Annotated in this window: 27 protein-coding genes and 1 tRNA gene; 12 read left to right on the top strand and 16 right to left on the bottom strand. The window is 57.7% G+C overall.

What is annotated here, in order from left to right:
- The first annotated feature begins 44 nt into the window (after positions 1 to 44).
- The 7 genes from AC1DIS_RS13945 (at position 45) to AC1DIS_RS13975 (ending at position 5,428) form a co-directional block, all read left to right on the top strand.
- Positions 45 to 734, top strand: a complete 690-nt coding sequence (locus AC1DIS_RS13945) for an ABC transporter permease (RefSeq protein ID WP_138867101.1) — start codon at positions 45 to 47, stop codon at positions 732 to 734.
- A 14-nt stretch (positions 735 to 748) separates the two neighbouring features.
- Positions 749 to 1,447, top strand: a complete 699-nt coding sequence (locus AC1DIS_RS13950) for an ABC transporter permease (protein WP_477748840.1) — start codon at positions 749 to 751, stop codon at positions 1,445 to 1,447.
- Positions 1,448 to 1,456: 9 nt separating this feature from the next.
- Positions 1,457 to 2,569: a succinylglutamate desuccinylase/aspartoacylase family protein gene (locus tag AC1DIS_RS13955; protein WP_192379299.1), complete on the top strand. Its 1,113-nt coding sequence runs from the start codon at positions 1,457 to 1,459 to the stop codon at positions 2,567 to 2,569.
- A gap of 18 nt (positions 2,570 to 2,587) precedes the next feature.
- Positions 2,588 to 3,352, top strand: coding sequence for an ABC transporter ATP-binding protein (locus AC1DIS_RS13960; RefSeq protein WP_477744340.1), 765 nt, complete (start codon positions 2,588 to 2,590; stop codon positions 3,350 to 3,352).
- A gap of 119 nt (positions 3,353 to 3,471) precedes the next feature.
- Entirely contained in the window at positions 3,472 to 4,380 is a 909-nt protein-coding gene (locus AC1DIS_RS13965; protein ID WP_007940239.1) for a MurR/RpiR family transcriptional regulator, read from the top strand.
- A gap of 88 nt (positions 4,381 to 4,468) precedes the next feature.
- A complete protein-coding gene (locus AC1DIS_RS13970; RefSeq protein ID WP_086945286.1) occupies positions 4,469 to 4,675 on the top strand; it encodes a hypothetical protein in 207 nt (68 codons plus the stop codon).
- Between the two features lie 126 nt (positions 4,676 to 4,801).
- Complete coding sequence (locus AC1DIS_RS13975; RefSeq protein WP_026331974.1) at positions 4,802 to 5,428, top strand: LysE family translocator; 627 nt, start codon at positions 4,802 to 4,804, stop codon at positions 5,426 to 5,428.
- A 163-nt stretch (positions 5,429 to 5,591) separates the two neighbouring features.
- Here the strand turns inward: AC1DIS_RS13975 and AC1DIS_RS13980 are convergent, their stop codons facing one another.
- Positions 5,592 to 5,999 (bottom strand): DUF3224 domain-containing protein, encoded by a 408-nt coding sequence (locus tag AC1DIS_RS13980; protein ID WP_477744341.1) that lies wholly within the window; start codon positions 5,997 to 5,999, stop codon positions 5,592 to 5,594.
- A gap of 521 nt (positions 6,000 to 6,520) precedes the next feature.
- Here AC1DIS_RS13980 and AC1DIS_RS13985 point away from each other — a divergent pair.
- Together AC1DIS_RS13985 and yecR are read left to right on the top strand one after the other, a co-directional pair.
- Positions 6,521 to 6,883, top strand: coding sequence for a DUF6124 family protein (locus tag AC1DIS_RS13985; protein ID WP_477744342.1), 363 nt, complete (start codon positions 6,521 to 6,523; stop codon positions 6,881 to 6,883).
- A 174-nt stretch (positions 6,884 to 7,057) separates the two neighbouring features.
- Positions 7,058 to 7,588, top strand: a complete 531-nt coding sequence (gene yecR / locus AC1DIS_RS13990; protein ID WP_477744343.1) for a YecR family lipoprotein — start codon at positions 7,058 to 7,060, stop codon at positions 7,586 to 7,588.
- Between the two features lie 188 nt (positions 7,589 to 7,776).
- Here yecR and AC1DIS_RS13995 read toward each other — a convergent pair.
- From AC1DIS_RS13995 to thrS, 9 genes are all read right to left on the bottom strand, one after another.
- Positions 7,777 to 7,853 (bottom strand) — tRNA-Pro (locus AC1DIS_RS13995).
- An 89-nt stretch (positions 7,854 to 7,942) separates the two neighbouring features.
- Complete coding sequence (locus tag AC1DIS_RS14000) at positions 7,943 to 8,299, bottom strand: MerR family transcriptional regulator (protein ID WP_003179985.1); 357 nt, start codon at positions 8,297 to 8,299, stop codon at positions 7,943 to 7,945.
- The gene (gene ihfA, locus AC1DIS_RS14005) at positions 8,280 to 8,582 is read right to left on the bottom strand and encodes an integration host factor subunit alpha (protein ID WP_002553164.1); all 303 of its coding nucleotides are present in this window, start codon (positions 8,580 to 8,582) and stop codon (positions 8,280 to 8,282) included. Before ihfA ends, AC1DIS_RS14000 begins: the two co-directional genes overlap by 20 nt.
- 3 nt (positions 8,583 to 8,585) lie before the next feature.
- The gene (gene pheT / locus AC1DIS_RS14010) at positions 8,586 to 10,967 is read right to left on the bottom strand and encodes a phenylalanine--tRNA ligase subunit beta (protein WP_477748841.1); all 2,382 of its coding nucleotides are present in this window, start codon (positions 10,965 to 10,967) and stop codon (positions 8,586 to 8,588) included.
- Between the two features lie 26 nt (positions 10,968 to 10,993).
- Complete coding sequence (pheS, locus tag AC1DIS_RS14015) at positions 10,994 to 12,010, bottom strand: phenylalanine--tRNA ligase subunit alpha (RefSeq protein WP_007940232.1); 1,017 nt, start codon at positions 12,008 to 12,010, stop codon at positions 10,994 to 10,996.
- 109 nt (positions 12,011 to 12,119) lie between these two features.
- On the bottom strand, positions 12,120 to 12,476 hold the full coding sequence (gene rplT / locus AC1DIS_RS14020) for a 50S ribosomal protein L20 (protein WP_007905879.1): 357 nt from the start codon (positions 12,474 to 12,476) through the stop codon (positions 12,120 to 12,122).
- A gap of 28 nt (positions 12,477 to 12,504) precedes the next feature.
- The gene (rpmI, locus tag AC1DIS_RS14025) at positions 12,505 to 12,699 is read right to left on the bottom strand and encodes a 50S ribosomal protein L35 (RefSeq protein ID WP_002553160.1); all 195 of its coding nucleotides are present in this window, start codon (positions 12,697 to 12,699) and stop codon (positions 12,505 to 12,507) included.
- A 60-nt stretch (positions 12,700 to 12,759) separates the two neighbouring features.
- On the bottom strand, positions 12,760 to 13,311 hold the full coding sequence (gene infC / locus AC1DIS_RS14030; RefSeq protein WP_172435341.1) for a translation initiation factor IF-3: 552 nt from the start codon (positions 13,309 to 13,311) through the stop codon (positions 12,760 to 12,762).
- Positions 13,311 to 15,233, bottom strand: a complete 1,923-nt coding sequence (thrS, locus tag AC1DIS_RS14035) for a threonine--tRNA ligase (RefSeq protein ID WP_007940231.1) — start codon at positions 15,231 to 15,233, stop codon at positions 13,311 to 13,313. Before thrS ends, infC begins: the two co-directional genes overlap by 1 nt.
- 373 nt (positions 15,234 to 15,606) lie before the next feature.
- On the opposite strand from thrS, the gene AC1DIS_RS14040 reads away from it, so the two are divergent.
- Together AC1DIS_RS14040 and AC1DIS_RS14045 are read left to right on the top strand one after the other, a co-directional pair.
- The gene (locus tag AC1DIS_RS14040) at positions 15,607 to 15,909 is read left to right on the top strand and encodes a hypothetical protein (RefSeq protein WP_477780932.1); all 303 of its coding nucleotides are present in this window, start codon (positions 15,607 to 15,609) and stop codon (positions 15,907 to 15,909) included.
- A gap of 290 nt (positions 15,910 to 16,199) precedes the next feature.
- Positions 16,200 to 16,412, top strand: coding sequence for a cold-shock protein (locus AC1DIS_RS14045; RefSeq protein WP_003179963.1), 213 nt, complete (start codon positions 16,200 to 16,202; stop codon positions 16,410 to 16,412).
- Between the two features lie 65 nt (positions 16,413 to 16,477).
- Here AC1DIS_RS14045 and AC1DIS_RS14050 read toward each other — a convergent pair whose 3' ends face one another.
- Together AC1DIS_RS14050 and AC1DIS_RS14055 are read right to left on the bottom strand one after the other, a co-directional pair.
- Entirely contained in the window at positions 16,478 to 16,795 is a 318-nt protein-coding gene (locus AC1DIS_RS14050; RefSeq protein ID WP_018930278.1) for an I78 family peptidase inhibitor, read from the bottom strand.
- Between the two features lie 167 nt (positions 16,796 to 16,962).
- Entirely contained in the window at positions 16,963 to 17,268 is a 306-nt protein-coding gene (locus AC1DIS_RS14055; protein ID WP_018930280.1) for a hypothetical protein, read from the bottom strand.
- Between the two features lie 132 nt (positions 17,269 to 17,400).
- Here AC1DIS_RS14055 and AC1DIS_RS14060 point away from each other — a divergent pair, with 132 nt between their 5' ends.
- Positions 17,401 to 17,613, top strand: a complete 213-nt coding sequence (locus AC1DIS_RS14060) for a hypothetical protein (protein ID WP_018930281.1) — start codon at positions 17,401 to 17,403, stop codon at positions 17,611 to 17,613.
- 38 nt (positions 17,614 to 17,651) lie between these two features.
- On the opposite strand, the gene AC1DIS_RS14065 is transcribed toward AC1DIS_RS14060, so the two are convergent.
- The 4 genes from AC1DIS_RS14065 to AC1DIS_RS14080 are packed head-to-tail and all read right to left on the bottom strand — an operon-like array spanning position 17,652 to position 21,112.
- Positions 17,652 to 18,680: a nucleoside hydrolase gene (locus AC1DIS_RS14065; protein WP_018930282.1), complete on the bottom strand. Its 1,029-nt coding sequence runs from the start codon at positions 18,678 to 18,680 to the stop codon at positions 17,652 to 17,654.
- A 33-nt stretch (positions 18,681 to 18,713) separates the two neighbouring features.
- On the bottom strand, positions 18,714 to 19,118 hold the full coding sequence (gene rbsD / locus AC1DIS_RS14070; protein ID WP_477744346.1) for a D-ribose pyranase: 405 nt from the start codon (positions 19,116 to 19,118) through the stop codon (positions 18,714 to 18,716).
- Entirely contained in the window at positions 19,115 to 20,032 is a 918-nt protein-coding gene (gene rbsK / locus AC1DIS_RS14075; RefSeq protein WP_477744347.1) for a ribokinase, read from the bottom strand. The genes rbsD and rbsK overlap by 4 nt, the downstream gene beginning before the upstream one ends.
- A 60-nt stretch (positions 20,033 to 20,092) precedes the next feature.
- Entirely contained in the window at positions 20,093 to 21,112 is a 1,020-nt protein-coding gene (locus tag AC1DIS_RS14080) for a LacI family DNA-binding transcriptional regulator (protein ID WP_019649606.1), read from the bottom strand.
- Position 21,113: the final 1 nt, after the last annotated feature.

Genomic DNA, 21,113 nt, shown 5'->3' on the forward strand with positions numbered 1-21,113 from the left:
GCTTGTCTCGCGCGCCTCCCGGCGCTCGCTTGAGGAACTTCATCATGCTTCACGGCTACGGATCGAGCATTCTCGATGGCGCCTGGCTGACCATTCATCTGGCCCTGACTTCCATGACCATGGCGATTGCCCTGGGTCTGATCGGCGCCGCCTTTCGTCTGTCACCGTTCAAATGGCTGGCGGTGCTGGGCGAAGGCTATACCACCCTGATTCGCGGTATTCCCGACCTGGTGCTGATCCTGCTGATTTTCTACGGCGGCCAGGACCTGGTGAACCGCATTGCCCTCGCGCTCGGTTACACCCGCTACATCGACATCAACCCCTTTATCGCCGGCGTCTGCACCATGGGCTTCATTTTCGGTGCCTATCTCTCGGAAACCTTTCGCGGCGCCTTTATGGCGATCCCTAAAGGTCAGGCAGAAGCCGGTGTGGCTTATGGCATGAGCGGCGCTCAGGTGTTCTGGCGGATTCTGGTGCCGCAGATGATTCGTTTCGCCATTCCGGGGTTCACCAACAACTGGTTGGTGCTGACCAAATCCACCGCGCTGATCTCGGTGATCGGGTTGCAGGACATGATGTTCAAAGCCAAAAACGCAGCGGACGCCACCCATGAGCCGTTCACGTTTTTCCTCGCGGTGGCCGCGCTCTACTTGCTGCTGACCAGTGTGTCATTGCTGGTGCTGCGCTATCTGGAAAAACACTACTCGGTCGGCGTCAAAGCCGCCGAACTGTGACGGGGAGCACAGCCATGATTCTCGACTACAACCTGATCTGGGAAAACCTGCCGCTGTACCTCAATGGCGCCTTGTTGACCCTCAAAGTTCTACTGATTTCCCTGGCCGTTGGCCTGGTGCTGGCGATTCCTTTAGCGCTGATGCGCGTCTCCCGATCGCCGTTGATCAGCTTCCCGGCCTGGCTCTACACCTATATGATTCGCGGCACCCCGATGCTGGTGCAATTGTTCCTGATCTATTACGGCTTGGCGCAGTTCGAAGCGGTACGCCAAAGCGTGCTCTGGCCTTACCTGTCCAGCGCAACCTTTTGTGCCTGCCTGGCCTTCGCGATCAATACCAGTGCCTATAGCGCGGAACTGCTGGCCGGCAGTTTGAAGGCTACGGCCCACGGCGAGATCGAAGCCGCCAAGGCCATGGGCATGTCGCGCTTTACCTTGTACCGCCGCGTGCTCCTGCCGTCGGCCTTGCGCCGGGCACTGCCGCAATACAGCAACGAAGTGCTGATGATGCTGCAGACCACCAGCCTGGCGTCGATCGTCACCCTGGTCGACATCACCGGAGCCGCTCGTACGGTCAGTTCGCGGTTCTATCTGCCATTCGAGGCGTTCATCACCGCCGGCCTTATCTACCTGGCCCTGACCTTCATCCTGGTTCGTCTGTTCAAGCTGGCCGAGCGCCGCTGGCTGGCGTATCTGGCACCGCGCAAGCACTAAGGAGCTGTTATGGAGCACATTGAATACCTGTTGCCGTGGGGGGCCTCGGGCACAGAACGACGGCTGTCGCTGTTTCGTTTTGGCAGCGGGCCACGCAAGGCCTACATCCAGGCCTCCCTGCATGCCGACGAGTTGCCAGGGATGCGCGTGGCGGTTGAACTTAAGCAGCGTCTGCGCGTGCTGGAAGAACAAGGTCGCCTGAATGGGGTCGTCGAGTTGGTGCCGATGGCCAACCCGATTGGCATCGCCCAGATGTTCCAGGCCACCCATCAAGGCCGTTTTGAGTTCTCCAGCGGGAAGAACTTCAATCGTGATTTTCCAGAGCTGGCCGAAGCTGTGGCGGCGCTGGTGAAAGGTCAACTGGGCACCCACGCCGACGTCAACACCGGGTTGATCCGCCGCGCCATGGCCGATGTTCTCGCCGACATGCCACCGCCGACCTCGGAACTCGATGGCCTGCGCCGCCTGTTGCTTTCACATGCCTGTGACGCCGATGTGGTGCTGGACCTGCACTGCGATTTCGAGTCGATCATGCTGCTTTACGCCATGCCGCAACACTGGCCGCGCCTGCGCTCATTGGCCGCTCGACTGGGTGCCGGCGCCGCATTGCTGGCCGAGGATGCGGGCGGCAGTGCCTTTGATGAAGCCTGCGCGATTCCCTGGTTGCGTCTGGCCGAACTCTTTCCTGAAGCCGATATTTCTTTGGCCTGTGTGGCGACCACCATTGAACTGCGCGGCATGGCCGATACCGAACGCGAGCCCTGCATCGACAGCGCGCAGGCCATTCTCGGCTATCTCGCCGAGCAAGGCCTGATCAGCGGTGACTGGCCCGCCGCGCCACCGACCGAGTGTGAAGCGACGCCATTCGCCGGCGCGCAGTACGCCTATGCGCCGCACCCCGGCGTGGTGAGTTTTCTGCAACCGCTGGGTGCCCGGGTCAGGGTCGGCGACCCGCTGTTCGAAGTGATTGATCCGCTGACCGATCGCCACAGCATCGTGCGCGCCAGCACCGACGGCATCCTCTATGCCCGTGAACGTCTGCGCTTTGCCCAGCCCGGTTTGTGGCTGGCCAAAGTGGCCGGTACTCGCCCTATTCGCCAAGGCCGCTTGCTCAGCGACTGATTCCAGAGAGTTGAAACCATGTACAAACTTGAAATTCAGGATCTTCACAAAAGCTACGGCACCCACGAAGTGCTCAAGGGCGTGTCCCTGGAGGCGAAGGCCGGTGATGTGATCAGCATCATCGGCTCCAGCGGTTCCGGCAAAAGCACCTTCCTGCGTTGCATCAACCTGCTGGAGCAGCCCAACGCCGGCAACATTGTGCTCAATGGCGAACCGCTCAAGCTGGTGACCAACAAACTCGGCGGGCTCAAGGCTGCCGAGCCCAAACAGCTACAACGCATGCGTTCGCGACTGTCGATGGTGTTTCAGCATTTCAACCTCTGGTCGCACATGAGCGCCCTTGAAAACGTCATGGAGGCCCCGGTGCATGTGCTGGGCATCAACAAGAAACAGGCGCGGGAAAAGGCCGAGCATTACCTGAACAAAGTCGGCGTGGCGCACCGCATGGACGCCTGGCCGGCGCATATGTCGGGTGGTGAGCAGCAGCGGGTAGCGATTGCCCGGGCACTGGCCATGGAGCCGGAAGTGATGCTGTTCGATGAACCGACCTCAGCCCTCGACCCCGAGCTGGTCGGCGAGGTGCTGAAAGTCATGCAGGACCTCGCACTCGAAGGCCGCACCATGGTGGTCGTGACCCACGAAATGGGCTTTGCCCGCGAGGTCTCGAACCAGCTGGTGTTCCTGCACAAGGGCCTGGTCGAAGAGCGCGGCAATCCGCGTGAAGTGCTGGTCAATCCGCAGTCCGAGCGGCTTCGGCAGTTTCTGGCCGGCAGCTTGAAATAACCACCGGCTCGCTCACCGCTCCCTGGCTTGGCGATGCACAACGAGGTTTGGCATGCGATACACTCCTGCCAACCTCGAACCAAGCCTTCTCCAACCCTTCAGGAACTGTAGAGCCGGACATGCCGACCCCTTCGAAAGACACCACGGTCTATGCCGCGCCGGTGATGCGTAAACTGGCGGAAATCGTTTCCGATCTACAGCCTTCACTGCGCAAGGTGGCGGATTTTATCCTGCGTCACCCGCTAAGGGCCGCGACGCTGACCATCGAAGAAATGGCCCATGAAACCTCCACCTCGCCGGCCGCGGTCAATCGTCTGGCCAAGGCACTGAACCTGGGTGGCTACACCGGCATGAAGGCCGAGCTGGTCGCGACGTTGCAGCAGATGGTGTCGCCGGTCGACAAACTGCGCAACGAACTGGCGCATCGTCCTGGCGGTGCATTTGGCCTGCATGAGCAAATCCAGAGCGCCACCAGCAACCTCGCCACGGCAGCCACCAACAACCACGCCGACACCTTTGAAGCCTTCGTCACCCGCCTGATCGAAGCGCGCAAAATTTACATCCTGGGCTTTGGCAACAGCGTCTACTTCGCCGGCCTCGCCGCCTCGACCCTGATGCCCTTCTGTGCCGACGCCACCGCCATCAGCATGGAGGGCGGCAACGAAAATGCCGCTTACCGCCTGGCTGCCATCACCGATCAGGATGTGTTGCTGGCGATCTCCCTGCCGCGCTATTCCCTCGACACCCTGCAACTCGCACGCTTCGCCAATGAGCGCGGCGCCTCGGTGCTGGCGATCACCGACTCACCCGCATCGCCGCTCACCAGCATTGCCGAACACGTGCTGTTTGCCCCCGCCGACCATCCGGTAATGACCAGCTCCAACATCGCCGTACTCGCCTTGATTGAAGGTTTGGTGGCGGGTGTGATGGCGCGTAATAAAGAAGCGGTCAAGCTGGCGACCGAGCTGACTGAAAGCGTGATGTCTTATTTGCATATTCCTGCCAGCAGCAAATCGTCGAAGAAGTGATATCTGACGAGGGGTAATTGTCCCTTGTGGCCGATACTCTTGGGCTAGAAACTGAAGGCAAGTACTGCCCTGCAGATAGGTTATCTCAATGCTGAAGAAACAGCTGGAAAGCAAAGTAGCGACTGCTGCTGAAATTGAGCGCTCCATCCAGGCCCTGAACAAAATGGCAGAACGCCTTTGGGGGGATGGCCGGGAAGCTGAGGCGAAGGCCCTCCTTGATGCCTTGGACGCACTAAACCGGGCGCTTGACCGGATCAGGATTGGAGAAAGTCGAAGGATTGCGACTCTGCATTAAGACGCACGAGTCAATCGGCGGTTGAAGTTACTCTCCAATGCAGTGGCTTTGACTTTGCAGCCTGGTACGGGCACATTCTGGCGCTACGTGAGGATGGATGCCTCGGTGAGGCTTAAGGAGAATGCCGTGTTTCCGATCAATATCTGGCTTGCCTATACTGCCGCGTGCTTGCTATTGGTGCTCGCACCAGGCCCGGACAATCTGCTGGCCGTAGGCCGAGGACTCAGCCAGGGCAAGATCGCCGCTATCGTGTCGGGGATGGCATCCGGGGCGGGAATTCTCTTTCATGTGGCAACCGCTTCGCTAGGACTGACTTTGCTGATGCAGACGTCCGCCGTTGCCTTCTGGGTCGTCAAGCTTATCGGTGCCGGTTATTTGCTTTGGCTTGGCATAAAAGTCCTACGCTCCCGTAGCCTGATCAGCTTCCAGCCAGCGACTCGGCAATCACTGCCGAGCATTTTCCTCACGGGATTACTCTCGGCAGCACTCAATCCGAAGCCTGGGTTTTTCGTCCTTGCGTTCATCCCGCAGTTCGTCGACCCACAACGCGGCTCAGTGAGCGTGCAGATGCTGGTGTACGGCATATGGTTCGCCGCACTTACGGCAGTGGGATTCGCGCTTATGGGCGTATTTGCCACTGTACTGTCCCGATTTTTGCGTCAGAGCCCACGGCTGGTAAATGGCCTGAACGTAGGGGCAGGACTCACCTTCGTCGCTTCGGGAGTATCGATAGCGGCGCTCAGCCAAAAATAGGATCAATGTCTTGGTGCTGCGGGGCTGGAATTCCAGCCTCGCTGGGTTTCTGTGATTATGAGGCTGACGACTTTAAGGCTGATCTTTCGTAAGCAATGGGATGGACACCCCCCACCCATAATCGCATCGCTGTGCCAGAGTGGATGCGTCCAGCCAATACACTTTAGCTGTCAGGTTCAAACGAATATTCAAATGACACTTGTGCCGGCTCACCATGACCAGCAACGTAGTTACCATTACCGCTAAGATTGACTAGATCCCCCGTGCCTGCCCCCTTCACGACACTCCAAGTGCTGCGTGCCTTTCCCTCCGAAAATGATCCCGAATGCCGAACAACAAATGTTCCGCTCTTACCTGCTACCACACCACAAATCCGCTCAAAACCAACAAAGCTAGCTGTGCCGTCGACGCTATAAGACATGAGGTATTCGACGCTACTTGTTCCCTCGATGGCGCCAGAATAGGACTGCGTGACTTTGGCGTGTGAGAGTTTCGGAGTGTCCTCAAGTTCTTGAGACGGCTTCTCGTCCCAGCCAGTAATCTGAAACGTGCAGCTAACAGTCATTTTCATGGGGATTTAGCTCTTTCGTCGTAGTAAGGGAATGTGGTGGTCTGATGTGCCGGGAACACCGTTCTGCCTAATGATACCCGTTGCCACCTATGCGGCGGCAGTTGCTGAATATTACCAGCCTGGTGCGTAGGCAGGCCGTAGCTCTGTATATCCGCTCGCCTTACCCTGGATGTTTAGCTGCGTGTTTAAGTACACCCGGTGTTACTTCATCGAGGCTACAACGCCTTGCGTCGTTGCCTACGCCTGCGCCAGAATCCGCCGGCTTGTGCGCTTTGGCTGCGGCTTTTATCGTTTCCCGGTCACTGAAAAACAGTGATCGGGTTTGGTAGCCCGTACATGAGATTTGCACAGCATCACCATTCGCGGCGTTTTGTCGTCTCGGTTTTATGGTGGTCATGCACAGGGCACCTTCGGGTGCGCCGGCCTCCTCATGTCCCGGTCTACCAACCTGCGCATGGCCGCCACCCCGTTTGGTAGCGAGGGTGGATGGCTCCTTACTTATGGCATGAGGAGTTTCATCTATGTTCAAACCTACACCCAATCCGCCGATCACAGACCCGACATCTCCGTACGAATCCCTCGATTCCAAAAAGCTACACGAAGCCGCCGAGCGCGCCCTCGACCACTACCTAAACCCGGCTGCTCAGATCATGGCCTCCACAAACGAACCCGAGCCTATGTACTTCGCCAACCCGAAGTACAACACCGAATCCCTGCTGGCCAACGCCAGCGAAACACTCGGCTCGGCCACCCTCATGCTCAACAATTTCGCAGCGTTGCTGGAGACCTCACGTCGCAAGACCCTGCTGGGCATCGCCCAAGTGGTCATGCTCGGTGAACTGGCGGTGAACCAGGCACTGGATCACGTCGAATTGAAGGAGTAATCGTCGTGCCCTGTGGCGAGGGTGCATACAATCGCCACAGAAACGGCACAAAGGCAGATTGAATAAATAGCCTCTGTTTATCGTTGAAGACTACAGAATGCTCGGCCTCCGCCTACAGTACAGTAATGAACCGCGGAGTTTGCGGACTGCTCTAAAGATGAACGGAGTCCATATATGACCTTCTCAGCATCGCCCCCTGTTGCCCGCAAGTTATCAGTAGCTCTCGCCCTCGCATTGTCAGCAACCCTCGCGGGTTGCGCCACTAACAAGGACTTTTACGCCAAAGGGGGAAGCCGAGCTGATGGCGTCGTTGATATGGCATATGACTTCCAGCAGTTTGAGACCCCTGTGGTTCGAGTCGAGCAAGCCCAGAGCATTGCTAAATCAAAATGCGCGTTGTGGGGTTACTCCGATGCAGAGGCCTTTGGAGGAAAAACCCAGCACTGCAACCAGATGAATGGCTACGGTACCTGCATTGCAGGTCAGATAGTTGTCCAATACCAATGCTTGGGTAACCTCAACACCTCTAGCTCTTCCACTACACCGGCCGCCACCGCGCCCGTTGCCGACACTGCAGCAACTTCTGCTCCGGGCGGGCCGCTCAGCAAAGATCAGTGGAAGCTGCAGCAAATTCAGCAGTTGAATAAATCTGCACCGTCGTATGAGGAGTACCAAAAGCGGTACCGGGTGATCATGGAGCAATAACCCCCCGAGCCCTTCTGGCCCGGAAACCCAGAAGGAGCGCATATGTACTCCACGCATCACAGATCGAGGGCAGCGCCAATGTCTAGTCCTGAGACAGGTGTTAACCTGATTCAGGACGGGACAGGGGCAAAAACACTTAAAAACAAAAAGGGGTCGCGAGATAAAATCTCGCGACCCCTTGAATTATATGGTCGGGACGGAGTGATTCGAACACTCGACCCCTAGCACCCCATGCTAGTGCGCTACCGGACTGCGCTACGCCCCGACTAGGCGTTGACTCTGTCCCTCATCTCGAGGAACGCTCAAGAATATATCGCAAGCTTTTGAAAACTGGAAGTATTTAAAAGCAGGAATTTATTTCTTGAGGACCACCAGAACATCTTCCAGCTCGGCGATCATCTGGCGGATCATTTGTTTGTATTGGGTGGTGTCGTCTTTGGCTTCATCGCCGGACAAACGCAAGCGTGCGCCGCCGATGGTGAACCCCTGATCGTAAAGAAGCGCGCGGATCTGCCGGATCATCAGCACATCCTGGCGCTGATAATACCGGCGGTTTCCGCGGCGTTTGACGGGGTTGAGTTGAGGAAACTCCTGCTCCCAGTAGCGCAGCACGTGTGGTTTTACCGCACACAGCTCGCTGACTTCACCAATGGTGAAGTAGCGTTTGCCCGGGATGACGGGTAGTTCGTCGTTATGACTTGGTTCCAGCATAAGCCTCAACTCGGGCCTTCAACTTCTGCCCTGGACGAAAGGTGACCACACGGCGAGCCGTGATCGGGATTTCTTCTCCCGTTTTCGGATTGCGGCCAGGCCGCTGGCGTTTGTCCCGAAGGTCGAAATTGCCGAAACCGGACAATTTGACTTGTTCGTTGTCTTCGAGCGCGTGCCTGATTTCTTCGAAAAACAGTTCGACCAATTCCTTGGCCTCCCGCTTGTTCAGGCCCAGCTCTTCGTACAGACGTTCCGCCATCTCAGCTTTCGTCAAAGCCCCCATACGTCACTTCCTTAACGTGGCGTTCAACCTTTGTTCGAGCGAGGTGAGGATGTTTTGCGTTGCGGTATTCACCTCATCGTCATTAAGAGTGCGCGATGGATGCTGCCAGGTCAAGCCGACCGCAAGGCTTTTTCTATCAGGATCAATGCCTTTACCCTGATACACGTCAAATAGCCTGAGGTCCGTGAGCCATTCGCCTGCATTTTCACGGATTACATCCAGCACAGCAGTGGCCGGCACGTCCGTGGCCGCAATCAATGCCAAGTCACGACGCACTTCAGGAAAGCGCGACAACTCGCTGTATTTTGGCATTTTGCCCAAAGCCACTTCGGCCAGAACCAGCTCGAAAACGAAGACCGGACGGTCGAGACCGAGGGTTTTCGACAATTCAGGGTGGATAGCACCGACATAGCCGACCAGGCGACCATCACGCTCGACGCGCGCGGTTTGACCCGGGTGCAACGCAGGGTGTTTACCCGGCACAAACGTGAACGCATCCAGTGCACCGGCGAAGCCCAGCACCGCTTCCACATCGGCTTTGACGTCGAAGAAATCCACGACATCGCGACCTTGCGCCCAGCCTTCCGGCAGACGGCTACCGCACACCACACCAGCCAGCATCGGCTCTTGCTTCAGGCCTTCCAGCTGACCAACGAAACGCAGACCGCTTTCGAACAGGCGGACGCGATCCTGCTGGCGGTTCAGGTTGTGCTGAAGCGCCTTGACCAGGCCCGGCCACAGGGACGAACGCATGGCAGCCATGTCGTTGGAAATCGGGTTGGCCAGCAGTAGCGGCTCGACACCCGGATTAAACAACTCGAACTGTTTCGAATCGATGAAGCTGTAGGTGATCGCTTCCTGATAACCACGGGCCACCAGCAGACGACGCAGCTCAGGCAGATCGCTACGCGCTTCAGCCTTGGCTTGTGGTGCCAGACGGGCTTGCGGGTAGCGAACCGGCAGACGGTTGTAGCCGTACAGACGGGCCAGCTCTTCGATCAGGTCGACTTCCAGGCTGATGTCGAAACGGAAGCTTGGCACTTCAACGCGCCACTGCCCTGCCCCATCGGCAGTAATGGTCAGGCCCAAAGCGCTGAGCAGACGCTCGACTTCGGCCGAATCCATTTCCATGCCCAGCATCTGGGTGATGCGTTGGGCACGCAGGGTGATCGGTGCGATCGACGGCAGATGCTGCTCGCTGACGGTTTCGACGATCGGGCCGGCTTCGCCACCGGTGATGTCCAGCAGCAGGCCAGTAGCGCGCTCCATGGCTTCACGGGCCAGCTTCCAGTCCACGCCACGCTCGTAGCGGTGCGAAGCGTCGGTGTGCAGGCCGTAGGAACGCGCCTTGCCAGCGACGGCAATCTGGTCGAAGAACGCGCTTTCCAGGAAAATATCGCGGGTGGTCGCGGTGTTGACGCCGCTGTGCTCGCCCCCCATGACGCCGGCGATAGCCAAGGCACGGGTGTGGTCGGCGATCACCAGCGTATCGCTACGCAGGCTGACTTCCTGACCGTCGAGCAGCACCAGCTTCTCGCCATCTTCAGCCATGCGCACGCGGATGCCGCCATTGATTTCGGCGAGATCGAATGCGTGCAGCGGTTGGCCCAGTTCCAGCATCACGTAGTTGGTGATGTCGACGGCGGCGTCGATGCTACGCACGTCGGCGCGACGCAGGCGCTCGACCATCCACAGTGGCGTAGGCTTGGACAGGTCAACGTTACGGATCACGCGACCCAGATAACGCGGGCAAGCGTTCGGCGCCAACACTTCGATCGAACGCACTTCGTCGTGCACGGCAGGAACGCTGGCAATGGCCGGGCGCACCACCGGGGCAGCATAAAGCGCACCAACTTCGCGGGCCAGACCGGCCAGAGACAGGCAGTCACCGCGGTTCGGGGTCAGGTCGACCTCGATGCTGGCGTCTTCCAGGTTCAGGTATTCACGAATGTCCTGACCGACCGGCGCATCGGCCGGCAATTCCATCAAGCCGTCGTTGCCTTCGCCAATTTGCAGCTCAGCCTGGGAGCACAGCATGCCGTTGGATTCAACGCCACGCAGCTTGGCTTTCTTGATTTTGAAATCGCCTGGCAGTTCGGCACCGATCATGGCGAACGGGATCTTCAGGCCCGGGCGCACGTTTGGCGCACCGCACACAACCTGGAAGGTCTCCGCGCCACTGCTGACCTGGCAAACGCGCAGCTTGTCGGCGTCCGGGTGTTGCTCGGTGCTCAGCACCTCGCCCACCACCACACCACTGAATTCACCGGCGGCCGGCGTAACGCTATCGACCTCAAGACCGGCCATCGACAGACGAGCAACCAGCTCGTCGCGATTTACCTGCGGGCTTACCCAGCCACGCAGCCATTGTTCACTGAATTTCATCCTGCTCTCCTAAGAATTCGTTACGACTAGCGAAATTGCGCGAGGAACCGCAAGTCGTTGTCGAAGAACAGACGCAAGTCGTTCACGCCGTAACGCAGCATGGCCAGACGCTCAACGCCCATGCCGAAGGCAAAGCCCGAAAACTCTTCCGGGTCGATCCCGGACATACGCAGCACGTTCGGGTGAACCATGCCGCAGCCCATGACTTCCAGCCAGCCAGTCTGCTTGCAGACACGGCAGCCTTTACCGCTGCACATCACGCATTCCATGTCGACTTCAGCGGATGGCTCGGTGAACGGGAAATACGAAGGGCGGAAACGCACGGCAAGTTCTTTTTCGAAGAACACGCGCAGGAACTCTTCGATGGTCCCTTTCAGGTCGGCGAAGTTGATATCGCGGTCGACCAGCAGGCCTTCGACCTGGTGGAACATCGGCGAGTGGGTGATATCGGAGTCGCTGCGGTACACACGGCCTGGGCAGACGATGCGGATCGGCGGCTGTTTCGATTCCATGGTGCGGACCTGTACCGGCGAGGTATGGGTGCGCAGCAACATGTTGGCATTGAAATAGAAGGTGTCATGCATCGACCGGGCCGGGTGATGGCCTGGGATGTTGAGCGCTTCGAAGTTGTGGTAATCGTCTTCGACCTCAGGGCCTTCGGCGATGCCGTAGCCAATGTGGGTGAAGAACTGCTCGATACGTTCCAGAGTCCGGGTAACCGGATGCAGACCGCCTGAGGTCTGGCCGCGGCCAGGCAGGGTCACGTCAATGGATTCGGCGGCGAGCTTGGCCGCAAGATCGGCCTCCTCGAACAACGCCTTGCGCGCATTGAGAACCTCTGTGACACGCTCCTTGGCAACGTTGATCAGCGCACCGACTTGCGGACGCTCTTCTGCCGGCAAATTCCCCAGGGTCTTCATCACCTGAGTCAATTCACCCTTTTTGCCAAGGTAGTGAACCCGGATTTGCTCCAGGGCATTGATATCTTCAGCGCTTTGCACAGCCTCTAGTGCTTGAGAGACGAGCGCATCCAGGTTTTCCATGTACAGACTCCAGATACAAAATAGGGGAAGAGCTTGAAGGCTCTTCCCCTATTTATGACGTTTAACACCTGGCCCCACAGAGGTGAGACCGGGTGACTGTCGGGGGTACTTAAGCCAAGGTGGCTTTAGCTTTCTCGACAATCGCAGCAAACGCCGCTTTTTCGTTCACTGCCAGATCAGCCAGAACCTTACGGTCGATCTCGATGGACGCTTTTTTCAGGCCGGCGATGAAACGGCTGTAGGACAGACCGTTGATACGTGCACCAGCGTTGATACGAGCGATCCACAGAGCGCGGAACTGACGTTTTTTCTGACGACGGTCACGGTAGGCGTATTGGCCTGCCTTGATTACCGCTTGCTTGGCAACACGGAATACGCGCGAGCGAGCGCCGTAGTAGCCTTTAGCAAGTTTCAGAATTTTTTTGTGACGTTTACGGGCAATGACGCCACGCTTTACACGAGCCATGAGTTACTTCCTCTATTCTTGACTAAAATTAACGAAGGCGCAGCATGCGCTCGACTTTTGCCACGTCAGACGGATGCAGCAAGCTGCTACCGCGCAGTTGACGCTTACGCTTGGTCGACATTTTAGTCAGGATGTGGCTCTTGAAAGCGTGCTTGTGCTTGATACCGTTAGCAGTTTTCAAAAACCGCTTAGCAGCACCACTTTTCGTTTTCATTTTTGGCATGTTCGGATACTCCGCATTCAGTTGATAAACATAATCAGAAGGCCTGCCGTGCCCTGTTGATTACTTCTTCTTTTTCGGGGCGATGACCATGATCAGCTGGCGTCCTTCCATCTTAGGATGCTGTTCGACCGAACCGTACTCGAGCAAGTCACCTTCAACTCGCTTGAGGAGTTCCATCCCCAGCTCCTGGTGGGCCATCTCACGGCCGCGGAATCGCAAGGATACCTTGGCCCTGTCCCCGTCACTCAGGAAACGTACCAGGTTGCGCAGTTTTACCTGGTAATCCCCTTCCTCCGTCCCTGGACGAAACTTGATTTCTTTAACCTGAATCTGCTTCTGGTTTTTCTTGGCCGCGGCAATCTGCTTCTTCTTTTCGAAGATCGATTTGCCGTAGTCCATCAGTTTGCAAACAGGGGGTACTGCATCGGCGGAAATTTCCACCAAATCCAGTTTGGCCTCTTCAGCCTTAAGAAGCGCGTCTTCAATTGACACAATCCCAAGCTGTTCACCTTCAGCCCCAATTAACCGAACCTCGCGTGCCGAGATATTCTCGTTGATCGGGGCTTTCGGTGCAGCTCGTTTATCTTGTCTCATTTCACGCTTAATAATAATTACTCCGAATCTGGGCGACCACGCCGGGAAACCGCTTGCGCGAGAAACTCAGCGAACTGGGCGACGGGCATCGAGCCCAGGTCAGCACCTTCACGAGTACGCACAGCGACAGTCTGCATCTCGACTTCCCGATCTCCGATAACCAAGAGATAGGGAACCTTGAGCAAAGTATGCTCGCGGATTTTAAAGCCGATCTTTTCATTTCTCAAGTCAGACTTGGCACGAAATCCGCTTTCGTTGAGAGTTTTTTCAACCTCGGCGGCAAAATCGGCTTGTTTATCAGTGATATTCATAATCACTGCCTGGGTCGGCGCCAGCCACGCGGGGAATGCACCCTCGTAGTGCTCGATCAGAATTCCGACGAAGCGCTCGAAGGAACCCAGGATCGCCCGGTGCAACATCACCGGGTGCTTGCGACTGTTGTCTTCGGAGACGTATTCGGCTCCCAGACGGACAGGCAGGTTAAAATCGAGYTGAAGGGTACCACACTGCCAGACACGGCCGAGGCAATCTTTCAGCGAGAACTCGATCTTCGGACCGTAGAACGCACCCTCGCCCGGCTGCAGATCGTACGGCAGGCCCGCACTATCAAGGGCTGCGGCCAATGCCGCTTCGGCGCGATCCCACAACTCGTCGGAACCGACGCGTTTTTCCGGACGAGTGGACAGTTTCATTTCGACTTCTTTAAAGCCGAAGTCGGCATAGACGTCCATGGTCAGCTTGATGAACGCGGCGGATTCGGCCTGCATCTGCTCTTCAGTACAGAAGATGTGAGCATCGTCCTGAGTGAAGGCGCGAACACGCATGATGCCGTGCAGTGCACCCGACGGCTCGTTACGGTGGCAGGCACCGAACTCGGCCAAACGCATCGGCAGCTCGCGGTAGCTTTTCAGGCCCTGATTGAACACCTGCACGTGGCACGGGCAGTTCATCGGCTTGATGGCGTAGTCGCGGTTTTCCGACTGCGTGGTGAACATGTTGTCGGCGTAGTTGGCCCAGTGCCCGGATTTCTCCCACAGGCTGCGGTCAACGACTTGTGGAGTCTTGATCTCCAGGTAACCGTTGTCGCGCTGAACCTTGCGCATGTACTGCTCGAGCACCTGGTACAGCGTCCAGCCGTTCGGGTGCCAGAACACCATGCCCGGCGACTCTTCCTGGGTGTGGAACAGGCCCAGACGCTTGCCGATCTTGCGGTGATCGCGCTTTTCAGCTTCTTCGATGCGCTGGATGTAAGCCGCCAGCTGCTTCTTGTCCGCCCATGCGGTGCCGTAGACGCGCTGTAATTGCTCGTTCTTGGCATCGCCACGCCAGTAGGCGCCGGACAGCTTGGTCAGCTTGAAGGATTTCAGGAAGCGCGTGTTCGGCACGTGCGGACCGCGGCACATGTCGACGTATTCTTCGTGATAGTACAGACCCATGGCCTGCTCGTTCGGCATGTCTTCGACCAGACGCAGTTTGTAGTCTTCGCCGCGAGCCTTGAACACTTCGATCACTTCGGCGCGCGGAGTGACTTTCTTGATCACGTCGTAATCTTTCTCGATCAGCTGCTGCATGCGCTGTTCGATGGCGGCCAGGTCGTCAGGCGTGAAAGGACGCTCGAAGGCGATATCGTAATAGAAGCCTTCTTCGATGACCGGACCGATGACCATCTTGGCCGTCGGGTACAGCTGCTTGACCGCGTGGCCAACCAGGTGGGCGCAAGAGTGGCGAATGATCTCCAGCCCCTCTTCATCCTTTGGCGTAATGATTTGCAGCGAAGAATCGCTGTCGATGATGTCGCTGGCGTCGACCAGCTTGCCATTGACCTTGCCGGCTACGGTGGCCTTGGCCAGGCCTGCACCGATGGATGCGGCGACCTCGGCTACGGAAACCGGGTGATCGAATGAACGTTGACTGCCGTCGGGAAGAGTAATAGTTGGCATGGCGCCTCCTCTCCTAGTGGTGACCCCTACCAAAGGTCACGTGGGTTGGGATGAGCCAGTACAAGATCCGATCCAGGCCATTCAATGACGAACGCCTGCCTTACAGCGGCAGGAGCCTTGCGGCCAACCGGAAAACCGAACCAGAGTGACTGGGATTCAAATCAGGGTTATTCGCGCATTTGCCGCTGCCGGGACGGAAGGTCATCCGGAGCCTGCAAACACCCGAGCCAGGCATGCTAGCACAGATGAACGGTCATCGATGCACCGAGGTTTTCTGCTGGGGCAAATCAGGCTTTTTTGTGCCAGAGTGCTGAACTTGAACCCCGTGTCACCCATCAGATAAAAGACATTGACCCGAAAGGAGCATCTCAGCATGCGTCTGAATCGTTTATTCGCAGTAGTCGCCCCCCTCGTCCTGTTGCTGCCGTTGGCCGCCCATGCCGACTGGCCAAAGGGTGAGCGCGAGAAGTACATGGCTCAGTGCACACAGGCGGCTTCCCCTCAGATTGGCGCTGCTGCGRCAAAATCCCACTGCGCTTGTGGCGCCGACGCGATCAAATCCTACCCGGCCAGCGATATTCAGTCGCTGATGGACAACAAGGCCACCCCGGAACTGCAACAAAAGGCACTGGGCGAGATCGCCAAATGCAAGGCCAATGCACCGGCGAAAAAGTGAGGAAAAAGTCCTTTTGACTCGGCCCAACGCTGATAAAAAATGATGGATTTCAGCTTTTTCGTACGATTTATGCAGGTTTTACAGCTTTTTTTATTGTCTTTACTTTCGGCTGAAAGCCTTTTAAAACGGGGCTTTCAGCCATACAGAGCAACAAAGAGAACGCGACTGTAGGGCAAACAGCACGTCCGGGGGGCTCCCAAAGCGAACATTTCGACTATGATACTCCGGTGTGCCCAGTTGGCCTGAGCAGCACAGTACTACTGAAAATATATGTTTCTTGGAGATACACCATGTCTAATCGCCAAACCGGCACCGTTAAATGGTTCAACGATGAAAAAGGCTTCGGCTTCATCACTCCTCAAGGTGGCGGTGACGACCTGTTCGTACACTTCAAAGCTATCGAAAGCGACGGTTTCAAAAGCCTGAAAGAAGGCCAAACCGTTTCCTTCGTGGCTGAGAAAGGCCAAAAGGGTATGCAAGCTGCACAAGTTCGCCCAGAGTAATTTTCTGGCGCACTAAAAAAACCCCGTCCATGTGACGGGGTTTTTTATGGGTGAAACAAAAACAATCAGCCGCAGTTGACGCGGGTGACCACCAGATTGCTGTCGGTGCTCAGGTTCAGGCGATCGGAGCGGTACTCCAGAGTCACCATGTCATCAGGCTTGAGAAACCGGGCATTCTGCGCGCCTGCACGGGTACGCGCCTGCTCCAGCAATTCGGGCGAAGCCTTTTTGCCAATGGTGAATTCGGCAGCCTTTGCTTCACAACGGCTGTGGCCGGTATCGGTCGCCACAGGGTCCTTTGCCGACTCGGTGGACGTACTGCTGCAACCGGCCAGCAGAGTGGCGGCCAACAACGTACCCAATGATGCGAGCTTCCAAGGCATGAAGCCTCCTTTCTTTCAAAAATTAAGCAGAGATCGTGCGACCGCCATTTTGGTGTTTGGTTTCAAGGCGGGCGCTATCGCCCTGCCCTCGATCTGGRCGAGTGGCGAGTTTGCCTGAGCATCGCCCTGGCGTTCATCCCGCAATCGTCACTGAATATGAACAGCGTTCAATAGACGTCGATGTAGTCGTACGGCGGATTCGGCCAGTTGTCTTTCAGCGCGTTGAAGATCTGCATGACCCACACCTCATCGCTGGCTGCGACCCGTCCGACATAACCCGAGCCCTTGGCCCATGTTTCCAGGCGAAACCGCAGCCCGTCGATATCAGTACCACCCACGACACCCGACGAAATGTAAGCGATGCCGCCCTTGGTGACCCGCAACTGAGTGTGCTCATCGTCGCTGGCAGAAGCCAGTAGCTGACGCACTGCTTCGAGGGTCAAGCCGTCAGGAGTGTTCAAATCGATCTGCACAGCACAATCCTTGAAAATTCGTCAAAGACCAAGTGTCGCATAGCCCTCTCCTGATGCCTAAGTCGGAGTGCCAAACGTCCTGCAAAATGGTTAACTCGACACTCAGACTTTCCCGACTTCACGAGCGCCATCATGACCACCGTAAGCATCGACGCCAATATCACAATCAAGTGGCCACAGGGCCACAGCTCTTACAGCCCGGGCAGTCCGGAAGAGCTGGCAATCATTGGTATCGATTTGCTGGTCAAGGAATTGGGGACACAGGCCGCCCAGACCTTCATAACCCAGGTTCTCGAGAAGTACTCCGACGACTATAAGGGCATGAGTGCAACGGATACCGAGTAGCGGAAAACCCCGCAGGCTGGCACCTGCGGGTCTATGGATTACTTCAAGCGAGCCAGGCGCTGGGTCAGCAGATCGAAGAAGCCCTGGGCGTCGCCATTTTCAACCCAGAAGGCATTCTTCGGTGCCTTCAGGCCGTCATACCAGTCGACAACGGTCTGACCGAAGGTCGGCCCTTCTCGACTGTCGACCACCACGTTTACCGAGCGACCGGTAAACAGTTCCGGCTTGAGCAGGTAAGCGATGACCGTGGCGTCATGCACCGGGCCACCCGGAATGCCGTAGTGCTCCATGTCACCTTTGACGTATTCGTTGAGAATATCGCCCACCAGCTTGCTGGCATTGTTGTCCAATGCGGCGATTTGCTGCAGGCGCGCTTCACTGGTGAGGATCTTGTGGGTCACGTCCAGCGGCAGATAGGTCAGTTTGACGCCACTCTTCAGCACCACTTCCGCCGCCTGCGGGTCAGCGAACAGATTGAACTCGGCCACCGGGGTGATGTTGCCACCATTGAAGTGCGCACCGCCCATGATCACCACTTCCTTGATGCCCTCAACGATTTCAGGCTCCTGGATCAGCGCCAAGGCCAGGTTGGTCTGCGGGCCGAGCATGGCGATGGTGATGCTATGGGGTTTGGCGGCCTTCAGGGTATCGATCAGATAGTTGACTGCATTGCCTTCGGCCAGGCCTTTCTTCGGCTCATGCACGGTGACACCGGACAGACCTTCCTTGCCGTGGATGTTTTCGGCATAGATCGGCGTGCGCATCAGCGGTTTCGGCGCCCCCGCGTACACCGGCACCTCCTCACGCCCTGCCCATTCACGGGCCAGACGCGCATTACGCGAGGTCTTGTCCAGACGCACGTTGCCAGCGACGGTGGTCAGCGCACGAATGTTCAACTCTTCCGGCGAGGCCAGGGCAAACAGCAAGGCGACCACGTCGTCGGCACCTGGATCGGTGTCGATGATCAAGTCGATCTTTTCCGCCGCGTAGGCGCTTGTTGCGGTAATCAGGGACAAAAGCAGCAGACTCCGAAGCAGGTGATGCAGTTTCTGAGCGTAGCGATGCATAGCGCACTCCTTGTGCGTGGGAAGAACGGAAAGTTAGAACGTTACGCCAGCCACTAAAATGATGTTGCAGTACGGCTGACATTCGCCTGTACGAACAATCGCCCTCGCTTGTCGGCTGAGCGCCTTGAATTGTTCATGACTGATCAGCTCGCGCCGGCCAAGCGCACCTTCGGCATTCAGTTCATCCAGCACGCTTAAGGCCGACGGTTTTTTATCGAGAATTTCATGGGCCAGCACATGGCTTTCGACCTGCATTTCGCTGAGCACAACCTTCAAGGTACTGATGAAATCCGGAATGCCATGGGTCAAGGCCAGGTCAATCAACTCGACGCCGGGTGGTACTGGCAAGCCCGCATCGCCGATCACAACGGTGTCGCCATGACCCAGGGATGCGATCAGCCGCGACAACGCGACGTTGAGCAAAGGTGTCTTTTTCATGGTGCTTTAAACGCCTGTACGTCGGACAAGGTAGGAATCGAAGGTTGCGCGCCAGCCCGGGTGACCGACAGCGCAGCGGCGACCTGACCGAAACGGATCGCCTCGGCCTCGCTTTTGCCGGCCGCCAGGGCCGCTGCGAAACCACCGACAAACGTGTCGCCGGCCGCGGTGGTATCGACTGCTTTCACTTTCGGTGCCGGGAAATGCTCGAAGGTGATGCCATTGGCGAACAGCGATCCCTGAGCGCCAAGGGTGATGATCACCTTACCGGCGCCCATGGCGATCAAGCGGGTCGCGGCGGCTTCGGCAGTGCTCAGGGAATCCACCGGCAAACCGCTCAAGGCCGACGCTTCGCTTTCGTTGGGGATCAGGTAATCGATGGCCGCATACCAATCCGCCGGCAGCGGGCGACTGGCCGGCGCCGGATTGAGGATCACGGTCTTGCCCAGCTCACGACCGCGTTTCAAAGCATGGCCGACCGTGGCATCCGGCACTTCCAGCTGGCAGATGATGACATCCGCCTTCTGCAATACGTTGTCGAAACGGTCGATCACCTCAGGGGTCAGCGCGCCGTTGGCACCGGCAACAATCACGATCGCGTTCTGACTGTTGTCATCGACCACGATCAACGCCACGCCGCTGGAATCCTCGACCGTAGTGACGGCCTGGCAATCGATCCGCTCGGCCAACAGCGCTCCGCGCAGCGCTTCGCCATAAGCATCGCTGCCGACACAACCGACCATCGACACCTGCGCTCCCAGCCGCGCCGCGGCCACGGCCTGGTTCGCACCCTTGCCTCCGGAAACCGTGGCAAATGACTGGCCGATCAACGTTTCACCACCATGGGGCAGCCGTGGCGCCCGGGTCACCAGGTCCATGTTCAGGCTGCCTATTACCACTACTTTTGCTGGCATACATCTTTACTCATCAATTCGATTTCAGCGGTGCTTTTTTTGTTTAGCGGTGCTTTCGGCTCAGCGATATTGGGCAAACACACCGGCCAGCGGCGCGGTCGATTCCCGCAGGACAATACTGGGCGTCACGATGCGCTGATCGGTCGCCAGATCCGGCGCGGCGATCCGACGCAGCAACACCTCGGCCGCCATCTCGCCAAGTTGCAGGATTGACTGGCCCACGGTGGTCAACGCCGGATAGACGTAACGGCTCATCTGGATATCGTCGAAACCAATCACCGACAGCTCGGTGGGCACACGAATATTGCGTTCGGCAGCGGCGCGCAACACACCGATGCCGATCATGTCGTTGCCGGCGAAGATCGCGCTGGGCGGATTCTTTTCCAGCAGGATTGCGGCGGCGTTGTAACCGCCGGTGCTGGTGAAGTCGCTTTCCAGCATGCGCTCACGCGGCACCTCGACGCCCGCCTCTTTCAACGCCCGGCAATAACCGGCCAGACGCATCTGCGCCACGCTGGTACTCGCCGGGCCGCCAATCGTGGCGATGTCCCGATGCCCCAACTCCAGTAAGTGCCGGGTCGCCAGATAGGCACCGTATTCGTGATCGATGCGCACCAGGTCCGCGTCGACGCCCTCGAGGTCACGGTCGACGATCACCATCGGCGTACGCACACCCGTCAGGCCTTCGGCCAGGCTGCTGTCACCACCGGCAGACGCTACGATCAAGCCGTCGATGCGCTTTTCCAGCAGCACGCGAAGGTAGCTGCGCTGCTTGTCCAGGTTGTCATCGGAATTGCAGAGAATGACGCAATAGCCATTGCGCTCGCAGTAATCCTCGATGCCACGGGCCAGCTCGGCGAAGTACGGGTTGAGGCTGTTGGGCACCAGCAGGCCGATGGTCGCGGTGGTTTTCGCCTTCAACGAGCGAGCCACGGCGCTGGGCACGTAGTCGAGGCTTTTGATTGCCGCCTCGACCTTGATCCGCACTTCCTCACTGACTGGCCGCGTCTTGTTTACCACATGGGAAACCGTGGTGTAGGAAATGCCCGCGAGTGCCGCTACATCCTTGATCGTTGCCATG

Source organism: Pseudomonas sp. 05N433, assembly GCF_056396925.1.

Bases quoted from the DNA above. Each gene is read 5' to 3' on its own strand.
- AC1DIS_RS13945 (WP_138867101.1), top strand. From the start codon at position 45: ATGCTTCACGGCTACGGATCGAGCATTCTCGATGGCGCCTGGCTGACC.
- AC1DIS_RS13950 (WP_477748840.1), top strand. From the start codon at position 749: ATGATTCTCGACTACAACCTGATCTGGGAAAACCTGCCGCTGTACCTC.
- AC1DIS_RS13955 (WP_192379299.1), top strand. From the start codon at position 1,457: ATGGAGCACATTGAATACCTGTTGCCGTGGGGGGCCTCGGGCACAGAA.
- AC1DIS_RS13960 (WP_477744340.1), top strand. From the start codon at position 2,588: ATGTACAAACTTGAAATTCAGGATCTTCACAAAAGCTACGGCACCCAC.
- AC1DIS_RS13965 (WP_007940239.1), top strand. From the start codon at position 3,472: ATGCCGACCCCTTCGAAAGACACCACGGTCTATGCCGCGCCGGTGATG.
- AC1DIS_RS13970 (WP_086945286.1), top strand. From the start codon at position 4,469: ATGCTGAAGAAACAGCTGGAAAGCAAAGTAGCGACTGCTGCTGAAATT.
- AC1DIS_RS13980 (WP_477744341.1), bottom strand. From the start codon at position 5,999: ATGAAAATGACTGTTAGCTGCACGTTTCAGATTACTGGCTGGGACGAG.
- AC1DIS_RS13985 (WP_477744342.1), top strand. From the start codon at position 6,521: ATGTTCAAACCTACACCCAATCCGCCGATCACAGACCCGACATCTCCG.
- yecR (WP_477744343.1), top strand. From the start codon at position 7,058: ATGACCTTCTCAGCATCGCCCCCTGTTGCCCGCAAGTTATCAGTAGCT.
- AC1DIS_RS14000 (WP_003179985.1), bottom strand. From the start codon at position 8,299: ATGCTGGAACCAAGTCATAACGACGAACTACCCGTCATCCCGGGCAAA.
- ihfA (WP_002553164.1), bottom strand. From the start codon at position 8,582: ATGGGGGCTTTGACGAAAGCTGAGATGGCGGAACGTCTGTACGAAGAG.
- pheT (WP_477748841.1), bottom strand. From the start codon at position 10,967: ATGAAATTCAGTGAACAATGGCTGCGTGGCTGGGTAAGCCCGCAGGTA.
- pheS (WP_007940232.1), bottom strand. From the start codon at position 12,010: ATGGAAAACCTGGATGCGCTCGTCTCTCAAGCACTAGAGGCTGTGCAA.
- rplT (WP_007905879.1), bottom strand. From the start codon at position 12,476: ATGGCTCGTGTAAAGCGTGGCGTCATTGCCCGTAAACGTCACAAAAAA.
- rpmI (WP_002553160.1), bottom strand. From the start codon at position 12,699: ATGCCAAAAATGAAAACGAAAAGTGGTGCTGCTAAGCGGTTTTTGAAA.
- AC1DIS_RS14045 (WP_003179963.1), top strand. From the start codon at position 16,200: ATGTCTAATCGCCAAACCGGCACCGTTAAATGGTTCAACGATGAAAAA.
- AC1DIS_RS14050 (WP_018930278.1), bottom strand. From the start codon at position 16,795: ATGCCTTGGAAGCTCGCATCATTGGGTACGTTGTTGGCCGCCACTCTG.
- AC1DIS_RS14060 (WP_018930281.1), top strand. From the start codon at position 17,401: ATGACCACCGTAAGCATCGACGCCAATATCACAATCAAGTGGCCACAG.
- AC1DIS_RS14065 (WP_018930282.1), bottom strand. From the start codon at position 18,680: ATGCATCGCTACGCTCAGAAACTGCATCACCTGCTTCGGAGTCTGCTG.
- rbsD (WP_477744346.1), bottom strand. From the start codon at position 19,118: ATGAAAAAGACACCTTTGCTCAACGTCGCGTTGTCGCGGCTGATCGCA.
- rbsK (WP_477744347.1), bottom strand. From the start codon at position 20,032: ATGCCAGCAAAAGTAGTGGTAATAGGCAGCCTGAACATGGACCTGGTG.
- AC1DIS_RS14080 (WP_019649606.1), bottom strand. From the start codon at position 21,112: ATGGCAACGATCAAGGATGTAGCGGCACTCGCGGGCATTTCCTACACC.